This window comes from Mycobacterium sp. IDUB_3, from assembly GCF_055419585.1.
Window position 1 is genome coordinate 713,890 of record NZ_JBVAXZ010000002.1, and the last position, 22,001, is coordinate 735,890.

20 protein-coding genes and 1 pseudogene are annotated in these 22,001 nt (G+C 66.7%); 11 read left to right on the top strand and 10 right to left on the bottom strand.

The window, feature by feature from the left end; genetic code table 11:
• Positions 1 to 23: 23 nt before the first annotated feature.
• The 3 genes from ACZYVJ_RS24430 to ACZYVJ_RS24440 all read left to right on the top strand — a co-directional run bounded on the left by ACZYVJ_RS24430 (position 24) and on the right by ACZYVJ_RS24440 (position 3,006).
• Complete coding sequence (locus ACZYVJ_RS24430; protein WP_463833708.1) at positions 24 to 383, top strand: DUF732 domain-containing protein; 360 nt, start codon at positions 24 to 26, stop codon at positions 381 to 383.
• 74 nt (positions 384 to 457) lie between these two features.
• Positions 458 to 1,447: a PPE family protein gene (locus ACZYVJ_RS24435; RefSeq protein WP_463833709.1), complete on the top strand. Its 990-nt coding sequence runs from the start codon at positions 458 to 460 to the stop codon at positions 1,445 to 1,447.
• A 164-nt stretch (positions 1,448 to 1,611) separates the two neighbouring features.
• On the top strand, positions 1,612 to 3,006 hold the full coding sequence (locus ACZYVJ_RS24440) for a WS/DGAT/MGAT family O-acyltransferase (RefSeq protein ID WP_463833710.1): 1,395 nt from the start codon (positions 1,612 to 1,614) through the stop codon (positions 3,004 to 3,006).
• 21 nt (positions 3,007 to 3,027) lie between these two features.
• Here the strand turns inward: ACZYVJ_RS24440 and ACZYVJ_RS24445 are convergent, their stop codons facing one another.
• The 4 genes from ACZYVJ_RS24445 to ACZYVJ_RS24460 all read right to left on the bottom strand — a co-directional run bounded on the left by ACZYVJ_RS24445 (position 3,028) and on the right by ACZYVJ_RS24460 (position 8,154).
• Positions 3,028 to 4,395: an HNH endonuclease signature motif containing protein gene (locus ACZYVJ_RS24445; protein ID WP_463833711.1), complete on the bottom strand. Its 1,368-nt coding sequence runs from the start codon at positions 4,393 to 4,395 to the stop codon at positions 3,028 to 3,030.
• 112 nt (positions 4,396 to 4,507) lie between these two features.
• Entirely contained in the window at positions 4,508 to 5,779 is a 1,272-nt protein-coding gene (locus ACZYVJ_RS24450; protein WP_463833712.1) for an alpha/beta hydrolase, read from the bottom strand.
• Positions 5,779 to 7,398: an acyl-CoA ligase FadD12 gene (gene fadD12, locus ACZYVJ_RS24455; RefSeq protein ID WP_463833865.1), complete on the bottom strand. Its 1,620-nt coding sequence runs from the start codon at positions 7,396 to 7,398 to the stop codon at positions 5,779 to 5,781. The genes ACZYVJ_RS24450 and fadD12 overlap by 1 nt, the downstream gene beginning before the upstream one ends.
• A 15-nt stretch (positions 7,399 to 7,413) precedes the next feature.
• On the bottom strand, positions 7,414 to 8,154 hold the full coding sequence (locus tag ACZYVJ_RS24460; RefSeq protein ID WP_463833867.1) for a lysophospholipid acyltransferase family protein: 741 nt from the start codon (positions 8,152 to 8,154) through the stop codon (positions 7,414 to 7,416).
• A gap of 258 nt (positions 8,155 to 8,412) precedes the next feature.
• Here ACZYVJ_RS24460 and ACZYVJ_RS24465 point away from each other — a divergent pair, with 258 nt between their 5' ends.
• From ACZYVJ_RS24465 to ACZYVJ_RS24480, 4 genes and pseudogenes are all read left to right on the top strand, one after another.
• Entirely contained in the window at positions 8,413 to 8,859 is a 447-nt protein-coding gene (locus ACZYVJ_RS24465; protein WP_463833713.1) for a hypothetical protein, read from the top strand.
• Between the two features lie 148 nt (positions 8,860 to 9,007).
• Positions 9,008 to 10,765, top strand: a complete 1,758-nt coding sequence (locus tag ACZYVJ_RS24470) for a DUF3556 domain-containing protein (protein ID WP_463833714.1) — start codon at positions 9,008 to 9,010, stop codon at positions 10,763 to 10,765.
• Positions 10,762 to 12,189, top strand: a complete 1,428-nt coding sequence (locus ACZYVJ_RS24475; protein ID WP_463833715.1) for a phytoene desaturase family protein — start codon at positions 10,762 to 10,764, stop codon at positions 12,187 to 12,189. The genes ACZYVJ_RS24470 and ACZYVJ_RS24475 overlap by 4 nt, the downstream gene beginning before the upstream one ends.
• A 71-nt stretch (positions 12,190 to 12,260) precedes the next feature.
• A pseudogene (locus ACZYVJ_RS24480) lies at positions 12,261 to 12,743 on the top strand (DUF309 domain-containing protein).
• Between the two features lie 178 nt (positions 12,744 to 12,921).
• On the opposite strand, the gene ACZYVJ_RS24485 reads toward ACZYVJ_RS24480, so the two are convergent.
• From ACZYVJ_RS24485 to ACZYVJ_RS24505, 5 genes are all read right to left on the bottom strand, one after another.
• A complete protein-coding gene (locus tag ACZYVJ_RS24485; protein WP_463833716.1) occupies positions 12,922 to 13,302 on the bottom strand; it encodes a hypothetical protein in 381 nt (126 codons plus the stop codon).
• On the bottom strand, positions 13,299 to 14,879 hold the full coding sequence (locus ACZYVJ_RS24490) for a wax ester/triacylglycerol synthase family O-acyltransferase (RefSeq protein ID WP_463833717.1): 1,581 nt from the start codon (positions 14,877 to 14,879) through the stop codon (positions 13,299 to 13,301). The genes ACZYVJ_RS24485 and ACZYVJ_RS24490 overlap by 4 nt, the downstream gene beginning before the upstream one ends.
• A gap of 315 nt (positions 14,880 to 15,194) precedes the next feature.
• On the bottom strand, positions 15,195 to 15,377 hold the full coding sequence (locus ACZYVJ_RS24495) for a DUF6307 family protein (RefSeq protein ID WP_463833718.1): 183 nt from the start codon (positions 15,375 to 15,377) through the stop codon (positions 15,195 to 15,197).
• Between the two features lie 36 nt (positions 15,378 to 15,413).
• On the bottom strand, positions 15,414 to 16,589 hold the full coding sequence (locus ACZYVJ_RS24500) for a N(5)-(carboxyethyl)ornithine synthase (protein WP_463833719.1): 1,176 nt from the start codon (positions 16,587 to 16,589) through the stop codon (positions 15,414 to 15,416).
• 6 nt (positions 16,590 to 16,595) lie between these two features.
• Entirely contained in the window at positions 16,596 to 17,339 is a 744-nt protein-coding gene (locus ACZYVJ_RS24505; RefSeq protein WP_463833720.1) for a TetR/AcrR family transcriptional regulator, read from the bottom strand.
• 379 nt (positions 17,340 to 17,718) lie between these two features.
• Here ACZYVJ_RS24505 and gap point away from each other — a divergent pair, with 379 nt between their 5' ends.
• Genes gap through secG form a run of 4 tightly spaced genes read left to right on the top strand, consistent with a single transcriptional unit; the run spans position 17,719 to position 21,035 of the window.
• Positions 17,719 to 18,738 carry a type I glyceraldehyde-3-phosphate dehydrogenase gene (gap, locus tag ACZYVJ_RS24510; RefSeq protein ID WP_064950380.1) on the top strand — a complete coding sequence of 340 codons (1,020 nt, stop codon included), beginning with the start codon at positions 17,719 to 17,721 and terminating at the stop codon, positions 18,736 to 18,738.
• Positions 18,739 to 18,741: 3 nt separating this feature from the next.
• Positions 18,742 to 19,971 carry a phosphoglycerate kinase gene (locus ACZYVJ_RS24515; protein WP_463833721.1) on the top strand — a complete coding sequence of 410 codons (1,230 nt, stop codon included), beginning with the start codon at positions 18,742 to 18,744 and terminating at the stop codon, positions 19,969 to 19,971.
• A 14-nt stretch (positions 19,972 to 19,985) separates the two neighbouring features.
• Positions 19,986 to 20,771: a triose-phosphate isomerase gene (tpiA, locus tag ACZYVJ_RS24520; protein WP_463833722.1), complete on the top strand. Its 786-nt coding sequence runs from the start codon at positions 19,986 to 19,988 to the stop codon at positions 20,769 to 20,771.
• A gap of 30 nt (positions 20,772 to 20,801) precedes the next feature.
• Positions 20,802 to 21,035, top strand: a complete 234-nt coding sequence (gene secG, locus ACZYVJ_RS24525; protein ID WP_064879356.1) for a preprotein translocase subunit SecG — start codon at positions 20,802 to 20,804, stop codon at positions 21,033 to 21,035.
• A gap of 24 nt (positions 21,036 to 21,059) precedes the next feature.
• Here the strand turns inward: secG and ACZYVJ_RS24530 are convergent, their stop codons facing one another.
• Positions 21,060 to 21,977, bottom strand: coding sequence for an LLM class F420-dependent oxidoreductase (locus ACZYVJ_RS24530; RefSeq protein WP_463833723.1), 918 nt, complete (start codon positions 21,975 to 21,977; stop codon positions 21,060 to 21,062).
• Positions 21,978 to 22,001 lie beyond the last annotated feature (24 nt).

Genomic DNA, 22,001 nt, shown 5'->3' on the forward strand with positions numbered 1-22,001 from the left:
TCTAACCCATCGAAGGAGGATGCATGAAAATGCTGCTGGCGCTTGCCGGTGTAGCGCTGGGGATCGTCACCGCCGTACCCGCGCACGCCGTCCCGGGAGAGGACGAGGCGGCCGCCGACGACAACAACGAAGTCTTCATCGCCGACCTGCATACGGTGGGCATCAGCTTTCAGGATCCGGGACAGGCCGTGACCGCCGGAAAAGCGGTCTGCGGCTTGCTCGCCCGCGGCGTCTCCGGTCTTCAACTCCTCAACGACCTGCGGGACAACAACCCCGCACTGACCACCAACGGCGCCGCCCAGTTCGCGACGATATCGGCGAAGGCGTACTGCCCGCGACAACTCGACGGTTCCTCGGGCCCCGGCTCCAAAGGCGGTGGCTAGAAACCAAACGAACACTGCCGCAATAGAACCCGCGCCCCACCATCGCATATCCATCACCCTGAAAAGAAAACCTGATGTTGCAGCATAATTCGCCCGCCGTTGAGCTGGCGTCAGTGATGGATTTCGGTACCCTGCCGCCGGAAAGCAATTCCGGGCGGATGCATGCGGGCCCCGGCGCCGGATCAATGATGGACGCCGCCAAGGCTTGGGGTGTGTTGGGCGCCCAACTCGGCGACATGGCGCTGAGCTACCGGGCGGTGATCGCCAAGCTGGATCTGGGAGAGAGCAGCGCGTCGACGACGGCGATCACCCACGCCGCCGCGCCGTATCTGGCATGGCTAGACGCTACCGCCGCGCAGGCGCGGCAGACGGCCATCCAGGCCACGGCGGCCGCGGGCGCCTACGGTTTGGCGCTGGCGGCGGTGGTGGCGCCCCATGTGATCGATGCCAACCGGCTGCGGCGGATCTCGCTGGCCGCGGCGAACTGTCTGGGCCAGCTGAGTCCGGCGGTGGCCGACGCCGACGCCGATTACGAACGGATGTGGGCTCAAGACGTCGCCGCCATGTACGCCTACGCCCGCGCCTGTGCCGGCGTCTGGAAGCTGACACCGTTCAGTTCGCCGCCCTCCACCGATCCCTGCCAGTCCGCGGGGGTCTCGCCGCCGTCCCGCAACTGGTCTCTGACCGTCGCGCCAGAGGTCATAACGACTGGCAGTCAGGTGATCTCGACCATCTCCGAAGCGCTCGATGCGCTGTCCTCCTCGCCGTTGGCCACCTTCGATGCGTCCCTGTTGCCGGTAACGGTGCCGCTGTCCAAGTTGAGTTCGTTGTCGGCGCCGCTGGACGTCGCCCTCAAGCACCTGAGCTCCCTCAACAAGGCCGCCGCGCTGTGCAGGGCCGCGGTCATGTGCTCGCCTGGCCGCACCAATCACGCGGCGCCCCGGATGAGCGTCGGGAGCGGCGCGGCGATCGGGATCTTGTCGGTGCCACGGGCGTGGACGCGATCAATGCCGAGCCCGACGTCGCCCAGTTCGCATCCGACTCCTGTTGATCGAAGCCAGTGAGCTACCGGTAGAGGGTGCTCGCGGGGCCCCGGGACCGGACCGGATCCGCATCGCGGGTAACCGCAACGAACTGGTAGCCACGCGGACGCCTCCCGCGCCGAGGCGGCGGGTAGTTTGTTTGCCATTGCTGGTCGCGACGGGGACTGGGGGGCTACGGTCAGGTGATGAAGCGGCTTTCGAGTGTTGACGCGGCGTTTTGGTCGGCAGAAACCGCGGGCTGGCACATGCATGTGGGGGCGCTGGCGATTTGCGACCCGAAAGAGTGCTCCGAGTATAGCTTTCAACGCCTCCGTCAATTACTCATCGAGCGCCTGCCGGAGGTACCGCAGTTGCGGTGGCGGGTCACGGGTGCGCCGCTGGGGCTGGACCGGCCGTGGTTCGTCGAAGACGAGGAGCTGGACATCGACTTCCACGTCCGCCGCATCGGGGTTCCCGCGCCGGGCGGTCGATGCGAGCTCGAGGAGCTGGTGGGCCGGTTGATGTCCTACAAGCTGGACCGTTCCCGTCCGCTGTGGGAGATGTGGGTGATCGAGGGCGTCGAGGGCGGGCGGTTCGCCACGCTGACCAAGATGCATCACGCCATCGTCGACGGGGTATCGGGCGCCGGCCTGGGTGAAATCCTCTTGGACGCAACGCCGGAACCACGGCCGGCCCAACACGAGACGGTCGGGTCGCTGGTCGGGTCCCAGCTTCCGGGCCTGGAAAGGCGCGCGGTGGGTGCGCTGATCAACATCGGCGTCAAGACGCCCTTCCGCATAGCCCGACTGGTGGAGCAGACCGTGCGCCAGCAGGTCGCCGCGCTGGGTGTTACCAGTAAGCCGGCGCGGTACTTCGACGCGCCCAAGACCCGGTTCAATGCGTCGGTCTCGCCGCATCGGCGCATCACCGGCTGCCGCGTCGAGCTGGCCCGGGCCAAGGCCGTCAAGGATGCTTACGGTGTCAAGCTCAACGACGTCGTGCTGGCCTTGGTGGCCGGTGCCGCGCGCGATTACCTACAGAAGCGCGGTGAGCTGCCGGCCAAGCCGCTCATTGCCCAGATCCCCGTGTCGACGCGCACCGATGAGAACAAGGACGACGTCGGCAACCAAGTCGGTTCGATGACCGTTTCCCTTGCCACAGATATCGAAGACCCCGCCGAGCGGCTGCGGGTTATCCACGACAGCACGCAAAGTGCCAAGTTGATGGCAAAGGCGTTGTCCGCGCATCAGATCATGGGTCTCACCGAGACGACGCCGCCCGGGTTGTTGCACCTGGCCGCGCGGGCCTACACCGCCAGCGGGCTGTCGCGAAACCTGGCTCCCATCAACCTGGTCGTCTCCAACGTCCCGGGCCCGCCGTTCCCGCTGTACATGGCCGGCGCAAAACTGGATTCTCTGGTGCCGCTGGGACCGCCGGTGATGGACGTCGCGCTGAACATCACCTGCTTCTCCTACACCGACTACCTGGACTTCGGTTTCGTGACGACGCCCGAGGTGGCCAACGACATCGACGACATGGCCGATCGGATCGAGTCGGCGTTGACCGATTTGGAGAAGGCCGCCGCGCGCGAGAGCGGGTAGTCCTGCCTGGCAATCTCGCGGCTACGGGCCGTCGTCGTCACCCCTGTCGCGTATCAGTTTCTCCGGGTGGTGGAAGGTGTTGGTGCGGGGTCGGCCTCTGTCCAGGCGCGGGGGCGGAATCCATTCGGTATCGCCTCCGGCGTTCTTGCGAGTCATCCAGCCGCCGGGTTTGAGCAGGCGGTGATGGGGGCCGCAGGCGAAGGTGAGTTCGTAGGTGTCGGTGGTGTGGCACTTGGACCAGTCGGTGACGTGATGAACTTCGCAGTAGTAGCCGGACATGGTGCAGCCCGGTGCCGAGCAGCCACGGTCCTTGGCGTACAAGACAATTCGTTGTCCGGGTGAGGCCAGCCGCTTGGCGTGATACAGGGCCAGGGCTTTTCCCTTGTCGAAGACCGCCAAATAGTGGTGGGCGTGGCGGGCCAGCCGGATCACGTCGCTCATCGGCAGGATGGTGCCGCCCCCGGTCAGGGCGCGCCCGGCGGCGGTCTCCAAATCCTGCAGTGTCGTGGTGACGATGATGGAGGCCGGTAAACCGTTGTGCTGACCGAGCTCGCCGGTAGCGAGTAATCCGCGCAGCGCCGCTTTCAGGGCATCGTGCTGGCGTTGGCCGGTGCTGCGGGAGTCTCGCTCGATTGCCTGCTCACTGGGACTACCGTCTACACAGGGATTTTCGTCGTCGGGATTGCACATGCCCGGGGCGGCGAGTTTCGCCAGGACGGCTTCGAGGGTGGCGCGTGCTTCGGGGGTCAGCCAGCCACGCAGTTCCGACATCCCGTCAGAACCCTGTCTGCCCAGGTTCAGTCCGCGCCGCCGGGCCCGGTCGTCGTCGGTATAGATGCCGTCGGGGTTGAGGCAGTCAGCGAGCGTATTGGCCAGGCCGGCCAGTTGTTCGGGACGAAACCGGGTGCCTTCCTCGGCCAACCGCGCCTCGACCTGCTCGCGGGTCGCCACGTCCACCCAGCCTGGCAGCTGGTGGTAGAACTTGCGGATCACCGCTACCTGGCCGGCGCCCAGCGTGCCGTCGCGTTGGGCGGCCGCGGTGGCGGCCAGGGCCGGTGGCACGGGTTCACCGGTCAGGCCGTGGCGCGTGCCCAGATCCCGCGCCTCCTTGACTCGCCGGGCGGCCTCGCCGCGGCTGATCAGCGTCGACTCGGTGATCGCATGGGTCAACGTGCCGCCGAGTTCCTCGGACGGGGCTTGGCGGGCAAGGGAATTGATCAGCGGATGCTCCAGGGCCGGTATGCGCCGGCGCAGCTTCTCACAGCGCTCCAGGATCGCCAGTTGTTGCCGTGCGTTCAACGCGTCGAACGACAACGCGCAGGCGCGGTCCAAGTCGGCATCGAGCGCGTCGAAGACCGCGTCGACATCCTGCTGACTGCTTGGACTCACACCGCCAAACTAGCCGCACCCACCGACAAGGATCGCCACTTTGTGACCACTGAAACCACAGTGGCGCAAGGGGTTACAGAAGCTCAGCCGGATGGGGGCGAAGCCATCACATCTAGTCGCGCTCGGGTGGATTCGTCGCGTACACCCACGATAGGAATCGCGCCACGGCCTCCGCGGACCGATGCGCCCGCGGGGAACTGAAGATGTCGAAAGCGTGTTGGGCGTGCGGTAATTCGGCGTAGGCGACCGGGTTTTTGGATACCGCGCGCAGTTCCTCGACGAAGTCTGCGGCCTCGCCGACCGGGATCAGCGAATCGTCGTGGCCGTGCAGGACGAAGAACGGCGGTGCGTCGGCGCGCAGCCGCCGGACCGGTGAGGCGTCGACGTAGATGTCGCGGTGGGTGGCGAATTTCTTTTTCACGACGAACTTTTGGAGCAGGTCCACGAACTCGCGCCGGCCCTCGCCCTCGGTGGAGTACCAGTCGTAGCGCCCGTACACCGGCACCGCGGCCACCACCGAGGTGTCGGCATCCTCGAAGCCGGGCTGGAACTTCGGGTCGTTGGGCGTCAGCGCCGCCAGCGAACACAGATGGCCGCCGGCGGATCCGCCGGTGATGGCCACGAAGTTCGGGTCGCCGCCGTAGCGGGAGATGTTCTCCTTGACCCAGGCCAGCGCGCGTTTGACGTCGACGATGTGGTCCGGCCAGGTGTGCCGCGGCGACACCCGGTAGCCGATCGACACGCACACCCAGCCGCGCGCGGCGAGATGGCTCATCAGCGGATAGGCCTGGGGGCGGCGCATTCCGATCACCCAGGCGCCGCCCGGCACCTGCAGCAGCACGGGCGCCTTGCCGTCGCGGGGGAGGTCGTGCCGGCGCCAGATGTCGGCGAGGTTGGCGCGGCCGTGCGGACCGTAGGACACCACGTTGGTCTTCTCGACGTAGCGGCGGCGCGCCACGGTGTTGCCCAGGGGCAGGGTGCGCCGCCCGCTGCGCGTCGGTGCGCTCTGGGGCAGCTTGGCCAGCGCCTCTTCGTAGTCGTCGCCCAGTTGATCGCGCAGCCCCGCCTCGAGTACCGGGCCGGGAGTGGTGACGCCGCGATACTTGATCACGCCCAGGATGGCCCAGGACGCCACCGTCACGGCCAGGGCGGCCTTGCCGCGCCGTCCCGCGAAGTCGCCGCGACGGCCCCGCCGCAGCGCGTCGAGTAGCGAGGCGGAGAAATAGACGCCCGGCACCTCGGAAGCCGGCCAGCCGAACCAGAAGACCAGCACGGTGGTGTAACCCTTACGGGCCAGTGGGCGTAATCCGTTGGCGGCGTTGGCTAATTCGAGCGTGGCCCGGGCTAGCGGCCGGGGTTTTCTGATGGTCCGGGCCAGCCGCATCAGCCGGTCACCCGCGCTTGCAGCTCGGCGCGCAGGATCTTGCCGGTGCTGCTGCGCGGAAGCTCGTCCAGCACGGTGATCTCGCGCGGGATCTTGTAGTTGGCCAGGTTCTCCCGCACGTGCTGCTTGAGCGCCTCGGGGGCTGCGCCCGCGTCGAGCTCTGCGCCGGGCTCGAGCACCACGAAGGCCGCCAGCCGCTGCCCGTATTGTTCGTCGTCCACGCCGATCACCGATGCCTCCGCCACGTCGGGATGTGCCGCCAGAATCTTCTCCACCTCGATCGGGTACACGTTCTCGCCGCCGGAGACGATCATCTCGTCGTCGCGGCCGACGACGAACAGGCGCCCCGCCTCATCCAGATAGCCCAGGTCACCCGACGACATGAAGCCGGCGTGGAAATCTTTCGTGCTCCCCGAGGTGTAGCCCTCGAACTGAGTGTTGTTGCGCACGTAGATGCTGCCGACCTCACCGGTGGGCAGTTCGTTGAATTCCGGGTCCAGGATCCGGATTTCGGTTCCCCCCGCGGGCCGGCCCGCGGTGTCGGGTGCCGCGCGCAGGTCCTGCGGGGTGGCCGTCGCGATCATGCCGGCCTCGGTGGCGTTGTAGTTGTTGTAGATCACGTCGCCGAACGCGTCCATGAACGCGATGACCACGTCGGGTCGCATCCGCGATCCCGATGCCGCGGCGAATCTCAGGGACCGGCCGCTGTAGCGCCGCCGCACCTCGGCGGGCAGCTCCATGATGCGGTCGAACATCACCGGCACCACGGCAAGCCCGGTGGCCTTGTGGCGGTCGATGAGGTCCAGCGTCGCCTCGGGGTCGAACTTGCGCCGGGTGATCACCGTGCAGGCCATGGACGCGGCGAAGATCAACTGGGAAAAGCCCCAGGCGTGGAACATCGGCGCCACGATCACGATGTTTTCCTCGGCTCGCCACGGCGTGCGGTCCAGAATCGCCTTGAGCGTGCCGACTCCGGCGTTGCCGCCGGTTTGGTTGGCGCCCTTGGGGGTTCCGGTGGTGCCGGAGGTGAGCAGGATCATCCGGCCCTTGCGGCCGGAGCGCTGGGGCTGTTGGCCGGCGTGAGCGGCGATCAGCTTCTCGACGGTGAGATCGTGTTGCCCGTCGGTCCAGGCCACGATGCGGCCGGCGTCCGGCCTGTCGGCCAGCGCGCGATCCACAATCGGCGTGAATTCCTCGTCGTACACCACGGCTTCGACGCCCTCGCGGTTGACCACCTCGGCCAGCGCGGGCCCGGCGAACGAGGTGTTGAGCAGCACGACGTCGGAACCGATCCGGTTGACGGCCACCACCGCCTCGACGAAGCCGCGGTGATTGCGGCACATGATGCCCACGACCTTCGGTTGCCCCGCGGGCAGCTGTTGCAGCGCGGCGCCGAACGCGTTGATCCGCTCGTCGAGCTGGCGCCAGGTCAGCGTGCCGCGTTCGTCGATCAGCCCAGGACGATCCGGGCAGCGCTGCGCCGCACTGGCGAAGCCGACCGTCATGCCCATGCCCTCGCGGCGCATGGCCGCGGCCATCTTGAGGTAGCGGCCGGGGCGCATCGGCGCGATCATGCCGGCGCGGCTCAGCGTGGTGACCAGGCCGAGGGTCTCGCTCAACGGATTCGGCACGGCTCAGCCCAGGATCGGGAAGCGACGCTTGGCGGCCAGCTCGGTCAACGCCTCCTGCATCACCGACCGCACATACTCGTCGACCTCGTCGACGTCCGGGTCGTCGCCGAACTGCTTGGCGATGTCGATGGGCTCCAGCACCTGGGTCACGATCTTGGTGGGCAGCGGCAGGTTCGGCGGGATGACCGCGCTCAGGCCGAAGGGGAAGCCGAACGACAACGGCAGAATCGCGCTGCGCAGCAAGCGTTTAATGCCCAGCCGCTCGGCCAGCCAGGTGCCGCGGGTCAGGTAGAGCTGGGTCTCCTGCCCACCGATGGACACCGCGGGCACGATCGGGACGCCGGCCTCGATCGCCGTGCGGATGTACCCCTTGCGGCCGTTGAAGTCGATGACGTTCTCCGACAGGGTCGGCCGGTAGGCGTCGTAGTCGCCGCCGGGGAACACGATCACCACGCCGCCGGACCGCAACGCCTCGGCCGCGTTCTCCCGATTGGCGCGGATGTATCCGGTGCGCCGGAAGAGGTCTCCGGTGGGTCCGGTCATCAAGATGTCGTGGCTCAGCGTGTACACCGGCCGGTCGTAGCCGAGTTTGTCGTAGAAGTGGACGCTGAAGATCGGGACGTCCATGGGGAACATGCCGCCGGAGTGGTTACCGACCACCAACGCTCCGCCGGGCGGGAACGTATCCAGGCCGTGCACCTCGGACCGGAAGTAGGTTTTCAGGACCGGGCGCATCACCGCCATCAAGCGCTGGGTCAAGCCGGGGTCGAATTTGCCGATGTCCCCGCCGCCGGGGTTGCCGTTGTCGGTCACTTTCCTCCCTTGACACTCGCACGAGGCCGCTTGAGGTTTGGGGGGCCGAGTCGAGTCCCTCGATGGTAGCGACCGGACCCTCGTTGCTGTCAGGGTGTTTCACCCTATTTCGTCCGAGCCTGTGGTCCGGTCCCCACCGGGACGCTATTGTTACGGCGCCCTGAGTAATCCTCGAGCAAAGGGGAGCTGATGGACATAGCCGGTCTGTCACCTGAGCGTGGCGCACGGTCGAACGTTTCACGCAGGTCGGCGGGCCCTCGGGACCGGCGCGGGTGGCGCCCTCATACGGCTGCGTCCCGCCCGGAAACTACTCGTCAGGGCCAAGAACCGTCCCGGCCGGCACCGGCCCTCGAGCGGGCCGCCGACGCGCTCGCCTCGGCCACCCCGGACAGCGCGGATCAACTGCAGGCCGACTACTTCGTGCGGCTGCTCGCCGGTCGGCGCGGCTTCATCGATCAGCGCATCGAGGAGTATCAGCGCAAGATCGGCACCGCGGAAGCCAAGGGCGACCTCGACGCCGTGGCGAACCTGCGCCGCCTGGTGCGCGTCGCCGAGCAGGATCGGCGGACCCTGGACGTCCTGATCGACAAGCTGCGCCGGCGGTTTGTCCGCCGGGCAACCCCAGGATCGCACTGAATCACCCAGCACCGCAGCGGGTTTCATCATCGGAGTACTGACGAGGTAGCCGGCGCGGATCGCCGCCGCGAACAATTCGGCACACCCGCGTGGTGCTGCCGATACATTCTATGGGCCAGCTGGTTTCTAGACAGGAACGAGGCCGCCCATGGGATTCATGGCTCCGGAGTTTCCCGACGTCGACCCGCAGACGTGGCTCAGCCTGCCGCGCTCGACCAGGCGTCAGATCATGACCCGGCACTGGGTCGAACACGGCTTCGGCTCCCCGTACGCGGTCTATCTGTTCTACGTCTTCAAGATCGTCGGCTACGCCGCCGGCGCCGCCGCGGTGATCTCGCTGACGCCGGGCCTGGGCGGCCTGGGTCACCTGGCGGACTGGTGGACGCAGCCGATCGTGTATCAGAAGCTGGTCGTCTTCACGCTGCTGTTCGAGATCCTGGGCCTGGGCTGCGGATCCGGGCCGCTGACCGCGCGGTTCTGGCCGCCGTTCGGTGGCTTCCTGTATTGGTTGCGCCCCAACACTATTCGGTTGCCGGCTTGGCCGGACAAGGTTCCGTTCACCCGTGGGGACCGCCGCACCGTCGTCGACATCGCGCTGTACCTCGTGGTGCTGGCCTCCGGCGTCTGGGCGCTGCTCTCCCCGGGGCGGGGCGGTCCGGTCACCCCGGCGGGCGACGTCGGCCTCATCGATCCTCTGCTGGTCGTGCCCGCCATCGTCGCGCTCGCGCTGCTGGGCCTGCGGGACAAGATCGTGTTCCTGGCGGCCCGCGGCGAGCACTACGGGCTGACCTTGCTGGTTTTCTTCTTCGGGTTCACCGACCAGATCGCCGCCTTCAAGATCATCATGCTGGCGTTGTGGTGGGGCGCGGCGACCTCCAAGCTCAACCACCACTTCCCGTACGTCGTCGCGGTCATGATGAGCAACAGCCCACTGTTGCGCAGCCGCGCGTTCAATTGGTTCAAGCGCCGCCTCTACCTCGACCCGGTCAACGACCTGCGGCCCTCCTGGATCCCGAAGGCGATGGCCCACGTCGGCGGGACGACGGCGGAGTTTCTGGTGCCCCTGGTTCTGGTGTTCGTCGCCGACGGTCACCGCTGGGCATGGTTCCTGATCGCCTTCATGGTGCTGTTCCACCTCAACATCACGTCCACCATCCCGATGGGTGTCCCGCTGGAGTGGAACGTCTTCTTCATCTTTTCGCTGTTCTATCTGTTCGGGCACTACGCCGGCGTCACGGCCGCCGGGCTGAGCTCGCCACTGCTGCTGGTCATCCTGATCGCCGCGCTGGCGGTGGTGCCGATTGCGGGCAACCTTTTCCCGCAACAGATTTCGTTCCTCCCGGCGATGCGCTACTACGCGGGCAACTGGGCCACCAGCACTTGGTGTCTGCGTAGGGGCGCCGAGGCCAAGATCGAGGCGAACATCACCAAGGCGTCGGCGCTGGCGCCCAATCAGCTTGCCCGGCTTTACGATCCGCAGACCGCCGAGCTGATGATCGACAAGTTGATGGCGTGGCGATCCATGCACACGCACGGGCGGGCGTTGGGTGGGCTGGTGCCGCGCGCCCTGCCCGCCGGGGCAGACGAGGCCGACTACCTGTTGCGCGACGGCGAGATCATCGCCGGGCCGCTGATCGGGTGGAACTTCGGCGAAGGCCACCTGCACAACGAACAGCTGCTGGCCGCCGTGCAGCGGCGCTGCGACTTCGACGAGGGCGACGTGCGGGTGATCATCCTGGAGGCCCAGCCGATCCATCGCCAGACGCAGGCCTACCGCATCGTCGACGCCAAGACCGGCCTGGTCGAGGAGGGCTACGTCGACGTCGCGGGCATGCTGTGCCGCCAACCCTGGCCGGAGCCCGGCGACGACTATCCCGTGCACGTCATTGATGGCGGCGCCAGGTGACCACCGCGGTCGTCGTGGGCGCCGGACCCAACGGACTGGCCGCGGCCATCCGGCTCGCCCGCGAGGGTGTCGACGTGCAGGTGCTGGAGGCGCGCGAGACCGTCGGCGGGGGAGCGCGCTCGGCCGAGCTGACGGTGCCCGGGGTGATCCATGACGTCTGCTCGGCCACCCACCCGTTCGGCGTCGGGTCGCCGTTCTGGAAAGAGATCGACCTGCCGCGCTACGGGCTGGTGTGGAAGTGGCCGGAGATCGACTGCGCGCATCCGCTCGACGACGGCACCGCCGGGGTGCTGTATCGGTCGATCGATCAGACGGTGGCCGGCATGGGTCCTGACGCCGGCCGGTGGCGCCGGGCCGTCGGGGACCTCGCCGCCGGATTCGATGACCTGGCGCAGGATCTGCTGCGCCCGGTGCTGCACCTCCCGCGCCACCCCGTGCGCCTGGCCGGCTTCGGGCCCCGCGCCCTGTTGCCGGCCACCGTGCTGGCCCGCTGGTTTCGCACCGAGCAGGCCCGCGGGCTGTTCGGCGGGGCCGCCGCGCACATCTACACCCGCCTGGACCGTCCGCTGACCGCATCCCTGGGGCTGCTCTTTCTGGCCAGCGGGCACCGCTACGGATGGCCCGTCGCGCAAGGCGGCTCCGGGTCGATCACCCGCGCCCTGGCCGCGGCCCTGCAGGCGCACAGGGGCAGTATCGCCACGGGAGTGGCTGTCACCGGCCGCCGCGATATCCCAGATGCCGACATCGTCATGCTCGACCTCAGCCCGGCCGCGGCGCTGCGGCTCTACGGCGACCTCATGCCCGGCCGGATCAAGCGGTCCTACCGGCGCTACCGGCAGGGGTCCTCGGCCTTCAAGGTCGACTTCGCCATCGACGGCGACATCCCCTGGACGAACCGCGACTGCCGACTCGCCGGCAGCGTGCATCTGGGCGGCGCTTTCGCCGAGACCGCCGACACCGAACGCCAACGCGCACAAGGCAAGATGGCTGAGCGGCCATTCGTCCTGGTCGGCCAGCAGTATCTGGCCGATCCGTCCCGCTCGTCGGGCAACATCAACCCGATCTGGGCGTACGCGCACGTGCCGTTCGGCTACGACGGCGACGCCACCGGCGCCGTCGTCGACCAAATCGAGCGGTTCGCCCCCGGATTCCGCGACCGCATCGTCGCAACCGTCAGCAAGGGCACCGCCGATCTGGCGGCCTACAACCCCAACTACATCGGTGGCGACATTATCGGCGGCGCCAACGACGGGCTGCAGGTCCTCCTGCGCCCGCGCATCGCCGTCAACCCGTATGCGATCGGCGTGGCGGGTGTCTATTTATGCTCGCAATCGACGCCGCCGGGAGCCGGAATCCACGGCCTGTGTGGCTACTACGCCGCCGGGGCGGCGCTGGCTTGGCTGCGGAAGCGTCGCAGCGACTGACGGCGCCGGCCCCACCGCGCGGTATCGACCGGGATTGCGCTAAGGGGGGAATTGCTTGTCATGATGGGCAGATGGCCGGGCGTGATCGCGATGATTCCGGTCGGCCGCGAAGCGCCCGACCGCGCGACGCTCTGGGCCGACCACTTGCGCCGGGCAGCGCAGGTGTTTCGCGCGTCCGGACGACCTGGTGCTGGCACCGGCCGAGGCCCTCGCGTATGCCCAGGATCTGCTGGACCGAGGCCTCGCCTTCAACGCTCACGAGGTGTTCGAGGCAGTGTGGAAGAACGGCCCGGTCCACGAACGGCCACTGTGGCAAGGCCTGGCGCAGCTCGCGGTGGGAATCACGCATGTCCAGCGGGGCGACGTCCATGGTGCGACCGCTCTACTTCGCCGCAGCGTCCGCCCATCTTGCCCACGAGGATCGGCCGGCGCCGCACGCTATCGACGTCTCCGGGCTGGTCGACTACGCCGGCGCGCTGATCGACGACCTCGCCGCCGGGGTCGACGTCACCCCGACCCGGCTCCGGCTACGACCCCGCCTGGTAAACCGGTGAGCCGGGTAGACCCGCCGACGGGATCGGCGTTCATACCGCGCCGCCGCCGTGGCTATCGCGTTGTGTCGCCCAGCGGCGCAGGTCGGTTTGTCCACTGGTTGCCTAAGCCGCCGTCGGAATCCCAGATCGACTGCCGGGCCATTTCGTTGCGTGCCGGGCGACGTCGACAGGTGCGGAGCTAGTCCGGATGGCGGATGGTCGCGCGCCTGAGGCGGCGATTGTTCATCGGATCGTGTGTCGACTTCTGGTGTTCCAGCTGCCGTGCCAACTCGCGCTTTGCATCGCACAGAGCGCGGGTGATGTCCGTATTTTCCGCGACCGCTACGAGTAGTGGATGGCCGGGAAGGGTTGTGCGTAAAGTGATGCGCTGTTCCTTGCCGCCGCGGTCCTGCAGGGTGACTTCGATGTCCACGTCATTCGGATCCCATCTGCCTAGCTGCCCTTCGAGCGTGGACAACGTCTGTGTGACATGCGGACGCTCCTTGGCAAGAAAGCCCGCGCCTACGTGGATCACATTCTCGCGGAAGATCTTTCGTTTAGAGTGGTCAGATTTCCTCATTGTGGCCTCATTCCGGTTGTTAGGTTTCTCAGGTCATAGTGATCACGCCAGCCTGCTTCGTCCGCCGCGAATTGCGTTGTGGCAGCGCATTTCATGGCGGACTCCCGCTCGCTGGAGCGGCAAAGGCCTGCGCTCTGGCCGGACTTTGCGTCGGCGGCTACTTTCAGTTCACCGACCACATCTTCGATGGCGCTCGCGACCGATGCGACGTCATCGACGTTGTCGGGGCACGCGACGATGCCCACAGTCAGGGTGCCGTCATAGGATACGGCGGTGATGTTGAGATTGGAGCCCTCAAACAGCGGGGCGAGGGCGTGGATCCCCAGCACATGCGCTCCGGCGCAATAGATTTCGCCGCTGGGGCCCGGAACGTTGGAAGTGATGACATGGGCGACCGGCGAGTGGAATCGGGACAGTTTCAGGCCGGTGTACACACCCATCGCCCAGGCGATTACCACGGGTGGAACGAGATCTATGACATCGGCGAGGTTGACGGGCGGCGCCGCGCGTCGCCTGTTCTTGATCCTGGACGTCGCGTCGTGAATGCTGGCCAGCTGCTGTGCCGGATCGGCCAGATCGACCGGCAATTGGACGAGCACCGGTGACCAACTATTGGACGCGTCGCCATCGATACCTCGTGTCGAGATCGGCATCATGGTGCGCAGCGGATGACTGGGCACCGTGTCGTGGGTTGCCAACCATCGGCGCAGCGCCGATGCCGTTGCGGTCAGGAATACATCGTTGACAGTGACATCGAACGCGGCGGTGATGGCCCGCAGGTCGTCCATGGCCAACGCCGCGAAGGCAACGCTGCGTCGCCCGGTGAGCGGCGCGTTCAGCTGCGTTCGCGGCGAGTTCTCGTCCTCTTCGAAATCCTTACCATCGGGCCATCGCGGATCGACCCCCGGGAGGAGTTGGCGTACCGATCCCAGCGCGGTTCCTATTGCCGACTTCATCGCGACGGGACCCAACCGGATGGCGATCCGGACGCCCACAGCGGTGTTGGCCGCGATCTCGTCGATCGCGTCCCATACCCTCGCGGCCGCCCCTGGCATCGTGGCCCGGGCCCGCGGGGGTGCCGCCGCGAATTCACCTTGGGCATCAACAGTCATCAGTTCGGGCAGCATCGACGTGACTGCGCCCACCCCATCGGTCATGGCGTGGGAGAACTTGATCAACACGACGAGTCTGCCGTCGGCGAGGCCTTGCACGACCCAGGCGTCCCATAGCGGGCGGCGGCGGTCCAGAGGCTGCGCATGCAGTTCACCGATGAGCGTGGTCAACTCGCGCGTAGTGCCGGGTTCGGCCAGCCGGACGCAATGCAGATGGCTGTGGACATCGAACGCGGGGTCCTCGATCCATGACGGCTGACCCAATCCGAAAGCCCTGGTGAGCAGCCGGTGGCGAAAATCGGGCATCGCCGCGGTGCGCTCGGCCAACAGCTTGTAAATCGCCGCGGCGGTCGTTTCGCCCTGCGCCTCGGGGTCGCAAAACAACACCGCCGTCACATGGGTGGGCATCACGGATGTTTCACCGTGCAGCGTGACACCGTCCAGGCCGGTCAATCGTTGCATCATGCTGCTCCATTCGTATATGCGAGTCGTGAGCTCAAAGCTTGCCGGCGAATCTTCCCGACGCGCTCAGCAGCGACCGTCCAAACGCCTGGCCGCAGGGTGATTCGTGATCGCCGGCATGCCTTGCAATTCGTGCCGACGCACTTTGGTCAGTCTACACTGTGTCAATCGACGTATGTCTACACCGTTGACACTGGGCCCCGCGGGTTATCGCTCGCACAATGTGGCGCATCCACATAGGGATCAGCAGGACGAAAGAAACGCGCCACTACGAAAATCCGTGCGGCCGTTGGGGGTTGAAGCAAGCCGTGCCGGTGCTTAGCGCACCCTTTCGGGTATTGAGTTCAATGCAGCCAGGACATGCACGGCGAGTTTGACAGCCGCGTCACTGCCCAGCTTGGAGTTCGCGGTGATGGTGTCCGTGACGAGTTGGAGACGAATATCGTAGGGAGTACAGGCCGTTGTGAGCGAAGCCATCGAATGTCCTTTGTAGTCGAGCATGTTCGCTCGCAACCGAGCTGCTCGATACCGATGAGCTTACGCCGATTCGCGGCCGCCGCGGGCGCGACGAGCATGCGGATATTGAGTACGTCGATTTTGGAAGGACAGGATCTTTGGATTCAGTACAGTCCCGTCGAGGATCTCGATCGCCCGACGCACCGTCTGATCGGCGTGCCACCTCTCAGGCCCGGCGATCACGGTCGGCAGGTAGGGGAGCAACGCCTCGCTGATCTCCCAGGTCGCCGAATCCCACAAGTAGGACGGGCTGTGATCGACCGCGTAGTAGGTGACGTTCGCTCGGACGGGGAACGTCGGCCGCGCAAACGAAGTTGGGCGTGCCCAGCTGAAACCCATTGCCTCATCACAGGATACGTCGATTATGAGGCTGTTCGGTCGTAGTGCGGCGAGGTCGTCGTCGCCCAGGAAGGTCAGCGGTGCGTTGGTATCCTGCAACACGCAGTTGACAATGATGTCGTGCTGGGCGAGGAATCCGGCGAGCGCCGCTCTGCCTCCCTGGGTGGACACGAAAATCTCCGTCGAACCATCGAGAGAGTTTGGGTCCTGAGCGAAATGGACGATCCGGGCCGGATGAATGGGGGAGGCCACTTCGGTCACGCTGCGGTTGGTGAGGACGTTGATGTCGTGCACGCCCTGCGCGTTCAATGCAGTCACCGCGCCTCGCGCGGTGGCGCCGAAGCCGATGACGACGGCCCGCAACCGGCGACCGTAGGTGCCCGACCAACCGACGATAGACATGGCATGCAGCACCGAGCTGTAACCCGCGATCTCGTTGTTCTTATGGAACACATGCAATTTGAATGAACCGTTGCGACTCCACAGGTTCATCGACTCGAACGCGATCAGTGTCTGTCGACCGTCGATGGCGCGCTGCGTCAGCTCCTCGTCTTGCACACAGTGCGGCCAGCCCCACAGCACCTGGCCGTCGCGAAGCTCGGCCAGATCGCGGGCGTGAGGCTTAAGCAGCAGAATGACATCGCACTCGGCGATCAATTGCTCACGGGAACGGATGCCGGCCACCCAACCCGACAGCTCCGTATCGGAGACGCCAAAATACTTCCCATAGCCCGCTTCGAGGTAGATGCCTGCGCGAACATCGGCATCTATCCGGTCGAAATGACGCGGGTGTATTGGCAGCCGGCGCTCGTTCTCCTTGCAAGTCGCGCCGATGACACCGAGACGCAATTGACCCATGCCGGCCTACTCCCTGACACGTTTGCGGGAAGAGCGTCTTGGCGCCGGCACGGTGGCGGCAAGACCGATGAACAACACATCCAGAGCGCGGTCGAGTTCGGCTGCACCGTCGTAGTAGCCGAGCGCTGGGGCCAGCGCACGCACTTGGGGGAACTCGGTGATCGTCAGTCGGTGCAAGCCTAGGCGCAACACATCATCGGACTCCTCGGGCCGCTCGACGACCTCCTGCAGCTCGGTGAGGATGTGGCCATACAGATAGCCGAAGAGCACGCGGTAGATATGTAACGCGTCGACCCCGCTGAAGCCCACCGCAGTGAGCAGCGCGACGACGTCCTCCAGTGGCCGTAGCATGCCCGGGGGTCGCTGCCCCAGCGGCGTGGCTAGTGGCCGAGTGACCAATAGCGGCACCACATTCGGGTGCTCGAGGGCCAGTCGGCGGAAGTCATGCGCCACCGCGCGCAGCTGCCCGACCCAGTCCGGGTCCGCAGTGTCCACCCGCAATTGGGCCAACACGATCTCGGCGACCCCGTCGAGCAGCGCCGCCTTGTTCGGCACATGCCGATAGATCACCGTCGGATCCCGACCCACTGCCTCACTCAGACGCCGCATCGACAATCCATCCGCACCGTCACGATCGACCAATCGCAACGCACACTGCAAAACCACCGACCGGCTGACCGCGCCGTGTCCTGGTCGGTTGGCGACGGACGCGTCAAGTCCATCAGCGGCAACTGCCGGTTGCTTCGCCATTGGGCGTCCCTTTCCTTTAGGCGTCTTCGGTTGGCTACGTGTCTCGGGTGCTCCGCCCTATCCTAACGCCGTTCGCCAACGTTGTTGACGTGCAGCGTGGGGAGCGTGTGCATCAGGCTAGAAGGGCTTCCACCCGCAATTTCAGGCTCGACACGTGCGGGCGCCCAGGCAAAGCTGGGCTGGACTCGCAACCGCTGGTCCGGGTGATGTTGCGCACAAGTTATGTCGTCTACCGACGGCCAGCCTGCAAAGGCGATGGTCCACACGCTTACCGGCGCGGCAACCGCGCGTGTCGCTGATCTAGGCTGACCACAGGCAGTGTCCGGCGGACATGGGCGAGACATGGAACCGACGACCAGGAAAGACAGAGGAGAGACAAGTGACGGTCCGAGTAGGTATCAACGGCTTCGGTCGAATCGGGCGGAACTTCTACCGGGCCTTACTGGCTCAACAGGAGCAGGGCACCGCTGACATCGAGGTGGTCGCGGTCAACGACCTCACCGACAACGCCAGCCTGGCGCACCTGCTGAAATTCGACTCCATCCTGGGCCGCCTGCCCCACGACGTCAGCCTCGAGGGTGACGACACCATCGTCGTCGGCAGCAAGAAGATCAAGGCGCTCGAGGTCAAGGAAGGCCCGGCGGCGCTGCCCTGGGGCGACCTGGGCGTCGACGTCGTCGTCGAGTCCACCGGCATCTTCACCAACGCCGCCAAGGCCAAGGGCCACCTGGACGCCGGCGCCAAGAAAGTGATCATCTCCGCGCCCGCCACCGACGAGGACATCACCATCGTGCTGGGCGTCAACGACGACAAGTACGACGGCAGCCAGAACATCATCTCCAACGCCTCGTGCACCACGAACTGCCTCGGTCCGATCGCCAAGGTGCTCAACGACGAGTTCGGCATCGTCAAGGGCCTGATGACCACCATCCACGCCTATACCCAGGACCAGAACCTGCAGGACGGGCCGCACAAGGACCTGCGCCGGGCCCGCGCCGCCGCGCTGAACATCGTGCCGACCTCCACCGGCGCCGCCAAGGCCATCGGCCTGGTGCTGCCGGAGCTGAAGGGCAAGCTGGACGGGTACGCGCTGCGGGTGCCGATCCCCACCGGCTCGGTCACCGACCTCACCGCCGAGCTGAAGAAGTCCGCCACCGCCGACGAGATCAACGCCGCGATGAAGGCCGCCGCCGAGGGACCCATGAAGGGCATCCTGAAGTACTACGACGCGCCGATCGTGTCCAGCGACATCGTCACCGACCCGCACAGCTCGATCTTCGACTCCGGCCTGACCAAGGTGATCGACGACCAAGCCAAGGTGGTGTCCTGGTACGACAACGAATGGGGCTACTCCAACCGCCTCGTCGACCTGGTCGCCCTGGTCGGCAAGTCGCTGTAAACCGTGGCTGTCCACAATCTGAAAGACCTTCTCGCCGAGGGGGTTTCCGGACGCGGCGTGCTGGTGCGCTCCGACCTGAACGTGCCGCTCGACGACGGCAAGATCACCGACGCCGGCCGCATCACCGCCTCGGTGCCGACGCTGAAGGCGTTGGTCGATGCGGGCGCCAAGGTGGTGGTCACCGCGCACCTGGGGCGGCCCAAGGGCGGCCCGGACCCGGAGCTGTCGCTGGCGCCGGTCGCCGCGGCGCTCGGTGAGCAGCTCGGCCGCCACGTGCAGCTGGCCGGCGATGTCGTCGGCACCGACGCGCTGGCGCGCGCCGAGGGGCTGACCGATGGCGACGTCCTGCTGCTGGAGAACATCCGCTTCGACGCCCGCGAGACCAGCAAGGACGACGGCGAGCGGCTGGCGCTGGCCAAGCAACTGGCCGAATTGGTCGGTCCGACAGGCGCTTTCGTCTCCGACGGCTTCGGCGTGGTGCACCGCAAGCAGGCCTCCGTCTACGACATCGCCACCCTGCTGCCGCACTACGCCGGCACGCTGGTGGCCGAGGAAATCCAGGTGCTGGAGCAGTTAACGAGCTCCACCAAGCGGCCCTACGCGGTGGTGCTGGGTGGATCGAAGGTGTCCGACAAGCTCGGCGTCATCGAGTCGCTGGCCACCAAGGCCGACAGCATCGTCATCGGAGGCGGGATGTGCTTCACTTTCCTTGCCGCGCAGGGCTTCTCGGTTGGCAAGTCGCTGCTGGAGACAGAGATGGTGGACACCTGCCGCAGGCTGCTGGACACCTACGTCGACGTGCTGCGGCTGCCGGTGGACATCGTGGTGGCCGACAAGTTCGCCGCCGACGCGACCCCGCAGACCGTCGCGGCCGACGCCATCCCGGACGAACTGATGGGCCTGGACATCGGACCGGGCTCGGTCAAACGGTTCACCACGCTGCTGTCCAACGCGCAGACCGTCTTCTGGAACGGGCCGATGGGCGTGTTCGAGTTCCCCGCGTTCGCCGCGGGCACCAAGGGCGTCGCCGAGGCGATCGCCGGGGCCACCGGTAAGGGCGCGTTCAGCGTGGTGGGCGGCGGTGACTCCGCGGCCGCGGTGCGCGCGTTGGGCATCCCGGAGGGCGACTTCTCGCACATCTCCACCGGCGGGGGCGCGTCGCTGGAATACCTTGAGGGCAAGACGCTTCCGGGTATCGAGGTGTTGAGCCGACCCCAGCCCGACCACAACTAGGGAGGCCCAGAGTCGTGAGCCGCAAACCGCTGATCGCCGGCAACTGGAAGATGAACCTCAACCACTTCGAGGCCATCGCGCTGGTGCAGAAGATCGCGTTCGCGTTGCCGGACAAGTACTACGACAAGGTCGACGTGACGGTGCTGCCGCCGTTCACGGATCTGCGCAGCGTGCAAACCCTGGTCGACGGTGACAAGCTGCGGCTGACCTACGGTGGCCAGGACCTGTCCGAGCACGACTCGGGCGCCTACACCGGCGACATCAGCGGCGCGTTCCTGGCCAAGCTGGGCTGCACGTTCGTCGTCGTCGGGCACTCCGAGCGGCGGACCCATCACCACGAGGACGACGCGGTGGTGGCCGCCAAGGCCGCCGCGGCGCTCAAACACGAACTGACCCCGATCGTCTGCATCGGCGAGGACCTGGACATCCGGGAGGCGGGCAGGCACGTCAGCCACTGCGAGGAACAGGTGCGCGGCTCACTGGCCGGGCTGTCGGCCGAACAGATCGGCAAGGTCGTCATCGCCTACGAACCGGTGTGGGCGATTGGCACCGGGCGGGTGGCCAGCGCCGCCGACGCCCAGGAGGTGTGCGCGGCGATCCGGAAACAGTTGGCGTCCCTCGCCTCGGCAAAGGTCGCCGAGGACGTGCGGGTGCTCTACGGCGGCTCGGTGAACGCGAAGAACATCGGTGAGCTGATCGCCCGCGACGACATCGACGGTGGCCTGGTCGGCGGCGCGTCGCTGGACGGCGAGCAGTTCGCCACGCTGGCGGCGATCGCCGCCGGTGGGCCGCTGCCCTGAGAACGACCCCGTCCCGGTAGGCTGGCCGTCATGCAGTTGGCTTTGCAGATCACCCTGGTCGTCACCAGCATCCTGGTGGTGCTGCTGGTGCTGCTGCACCGCGCCAAGGGTGGCGGCCTGTCCACGCTGTTCGGTGGCGGCGTGCAGTCCAGCCTGTCCGGGTCCACGGTGGTGGAGAAGAACCTGGACCGGCTGACGTACTTCATCACCGCCATCTGGCTGGTGTGCATCGTCGGCATGGAGCTGATGATCAAATACCGCTGACGCCCGGTAGCTGATCCCGCGCGTTCACATTGCTGCGGTGAGTCTCCACAGTGCTTCGCGGTCGACCGAGCCGGAACGGTCCAGCGGGCTGAGCACGACGTCGGTGGCTCCGGCGTCACGGTAGCGGCGCAACTGGCGTGCGACAGATTCCTCGGGTCCGATTGCGGCGAGGTCGACGACACTGGCGAGGCCCTCTCGGGCGATCACATTGCGATACGACGGGATGGCCTCATAAAAGCTCAGCTGTTGGGCGGCGGTGGTGCGAGCGCCGTCGACGTCGTCGGACAACAGTACGGGCACCGCGGCGATGACGCGGGGTGCCGGGCGGCCCGCCTCGGCCGCCGCCTTGGTGATTTCGGGCACGATGAATTCTCCGATAGTCCGGGGCCCGGCCAGGTAGGGCAGTGTCCCGTCGGCCAGTTCGCCGGTGACCCGCAATGCCTTGGGGCCCATCGCCGCCACATACACCGGGATCGGTGTACCGCCGGGCACCTGCACCGGCCAGCTCGGGCTGGCGCTGAGTTCGCTGCCGTGAAAGTCGACGCCGCCGGTGTTGAACACCGACGCCAGTATCGTCAGGTGCTCGCGCAGCCGGGTGATGGTGTTGGGCCATTCGGTGCCGAACGCGGGACCTTCCACTTGGCGGGCACCCAGTCCCAGCCCCAGACTGAAGTTTCCGTGCGCGGCGGCCTGCGCCGTTTGCGCCAATGAGGCGATGATCAACGGGTGCCGGGGGTTGATCGGCACCACCGAGGTGCCCACGCCGAGCCCGGGCACGGCGGCTCCGACGACCGCGGCGAGCGCGATGGCGTCGTAATTCTGCTGCTGGGGCAGCCACACCTGCGCCACCCCGAGCTCGTGGGCGCGTTTGGCTTGGGCTATCACGTCATCGACCAGATTGGGGGCGTCAGGACGGGCCATGAGAATTATTCCGGCGGACATGTTGCCAACCAACACGCTCAGCCG

Bases quoted from the DNA above. Each gene is read 5' to 3' on its own strand.
- ACZYVJ_RS24430 (WP_463833708.1), top strand. From the start codon at position 24: ATGAAAATGCTGCTGGCGCTTGCCGGTGTAGCGCTGGGGATCGTCACC.
- ACZYVJ_RS24435 (WP_463833709.1), top strand. From the start codon at position 458: ATGTTGCAGCATAATTCGCCCGCCGTTGAGCTGGCGTCAGTGATGGAT.
- ACZYVJ_RS24440 (WP_463833710.1), top strand. From the start codon at position 1,612: ATGAAGCGGCTTTCGAGTGTTGACGCGGCGTTTTGGTCGGCAGAAACC.
- ACZYVJ_RS24450 (WP_463833712.1), bottom strand. From the start codon at position 5,779: ATGCGGCTGGCCCGGACCATCAGAAAACCCCGGCCGCTAGCCCGGGCC.
- ACZYVJ_RS24460 (WP_463833867.1), bottom strand. From the start codon at position 8,154: ATGGCGGTGATGCGCCCGGTCCTGAAAACCTACTTCCGGTCCGAGGTG.
- ACZYVJ_RS24465 (WP_463833713.1), top strand. From the start codon at position 8,413: ATGGACATAGCCGGTCTGTCACCTGAGCGTGGCGCACGGTCGAACGTT.
- ACZYVJ_RS24470 (WP_463833714.1), top strand. From the start codon at position 9,008: ATGGGATTCATGGCTCCGGAGTTTCCCGACGTCGACCCGCAGACGTGG.
- ACZYVJ_RS24485 (WP_463833716.1), bottom strand. From the start codon at position 13,302: ATGAGGAAATCTGACCACTCTAAACGAAAGATCTTCCGCGAGAATGTG.
- ACZYVJ_RS24490 (WP_463833717.1), bottom strand. From the start codon at position 14,879: ATGATGCAACGATTGACCGGCCTGGACGGTGTCACGCTGCACGGTGAA.
- ACZYVJ_RS24495 (WP_463833718.1), bottom strand. From the start codon at position 15,377: ATGCTCGACTACAAAGGACATTCGATGGCTTCGCTCACAACGGCCTGT.
- ACZYVJ_RS24500 (WP_463833719.1), bottom strand. From the start codon at position 16,589: ATGGGTCAATTGCGTCTCGGTGTCATCGGCGCGACTTGCAAGGAGAAC.
- ACZYVJ_RS24505 (WP_463833720.1), bottom strand. From the start codon at position 17,339: ATGGCGAAGCAACCGGCAGTTGCCGCTGATGGACTTGACGCGTCCGTC.
- secG (WP_064879356.1), top strand. From the start codon at position 20,802: ATGCAGTTGGCTTTGCAGATCACCCTGGTCGTCACCAGCATCCTGGTG.
- ACZYVJ_RS24530 (WP_463833723.1), bottom strand. From the start codon at position 21,977: ATGTCCGCCGGAATAATTCTCATGGCCCGTCCTGACGCCCCCAATCTG.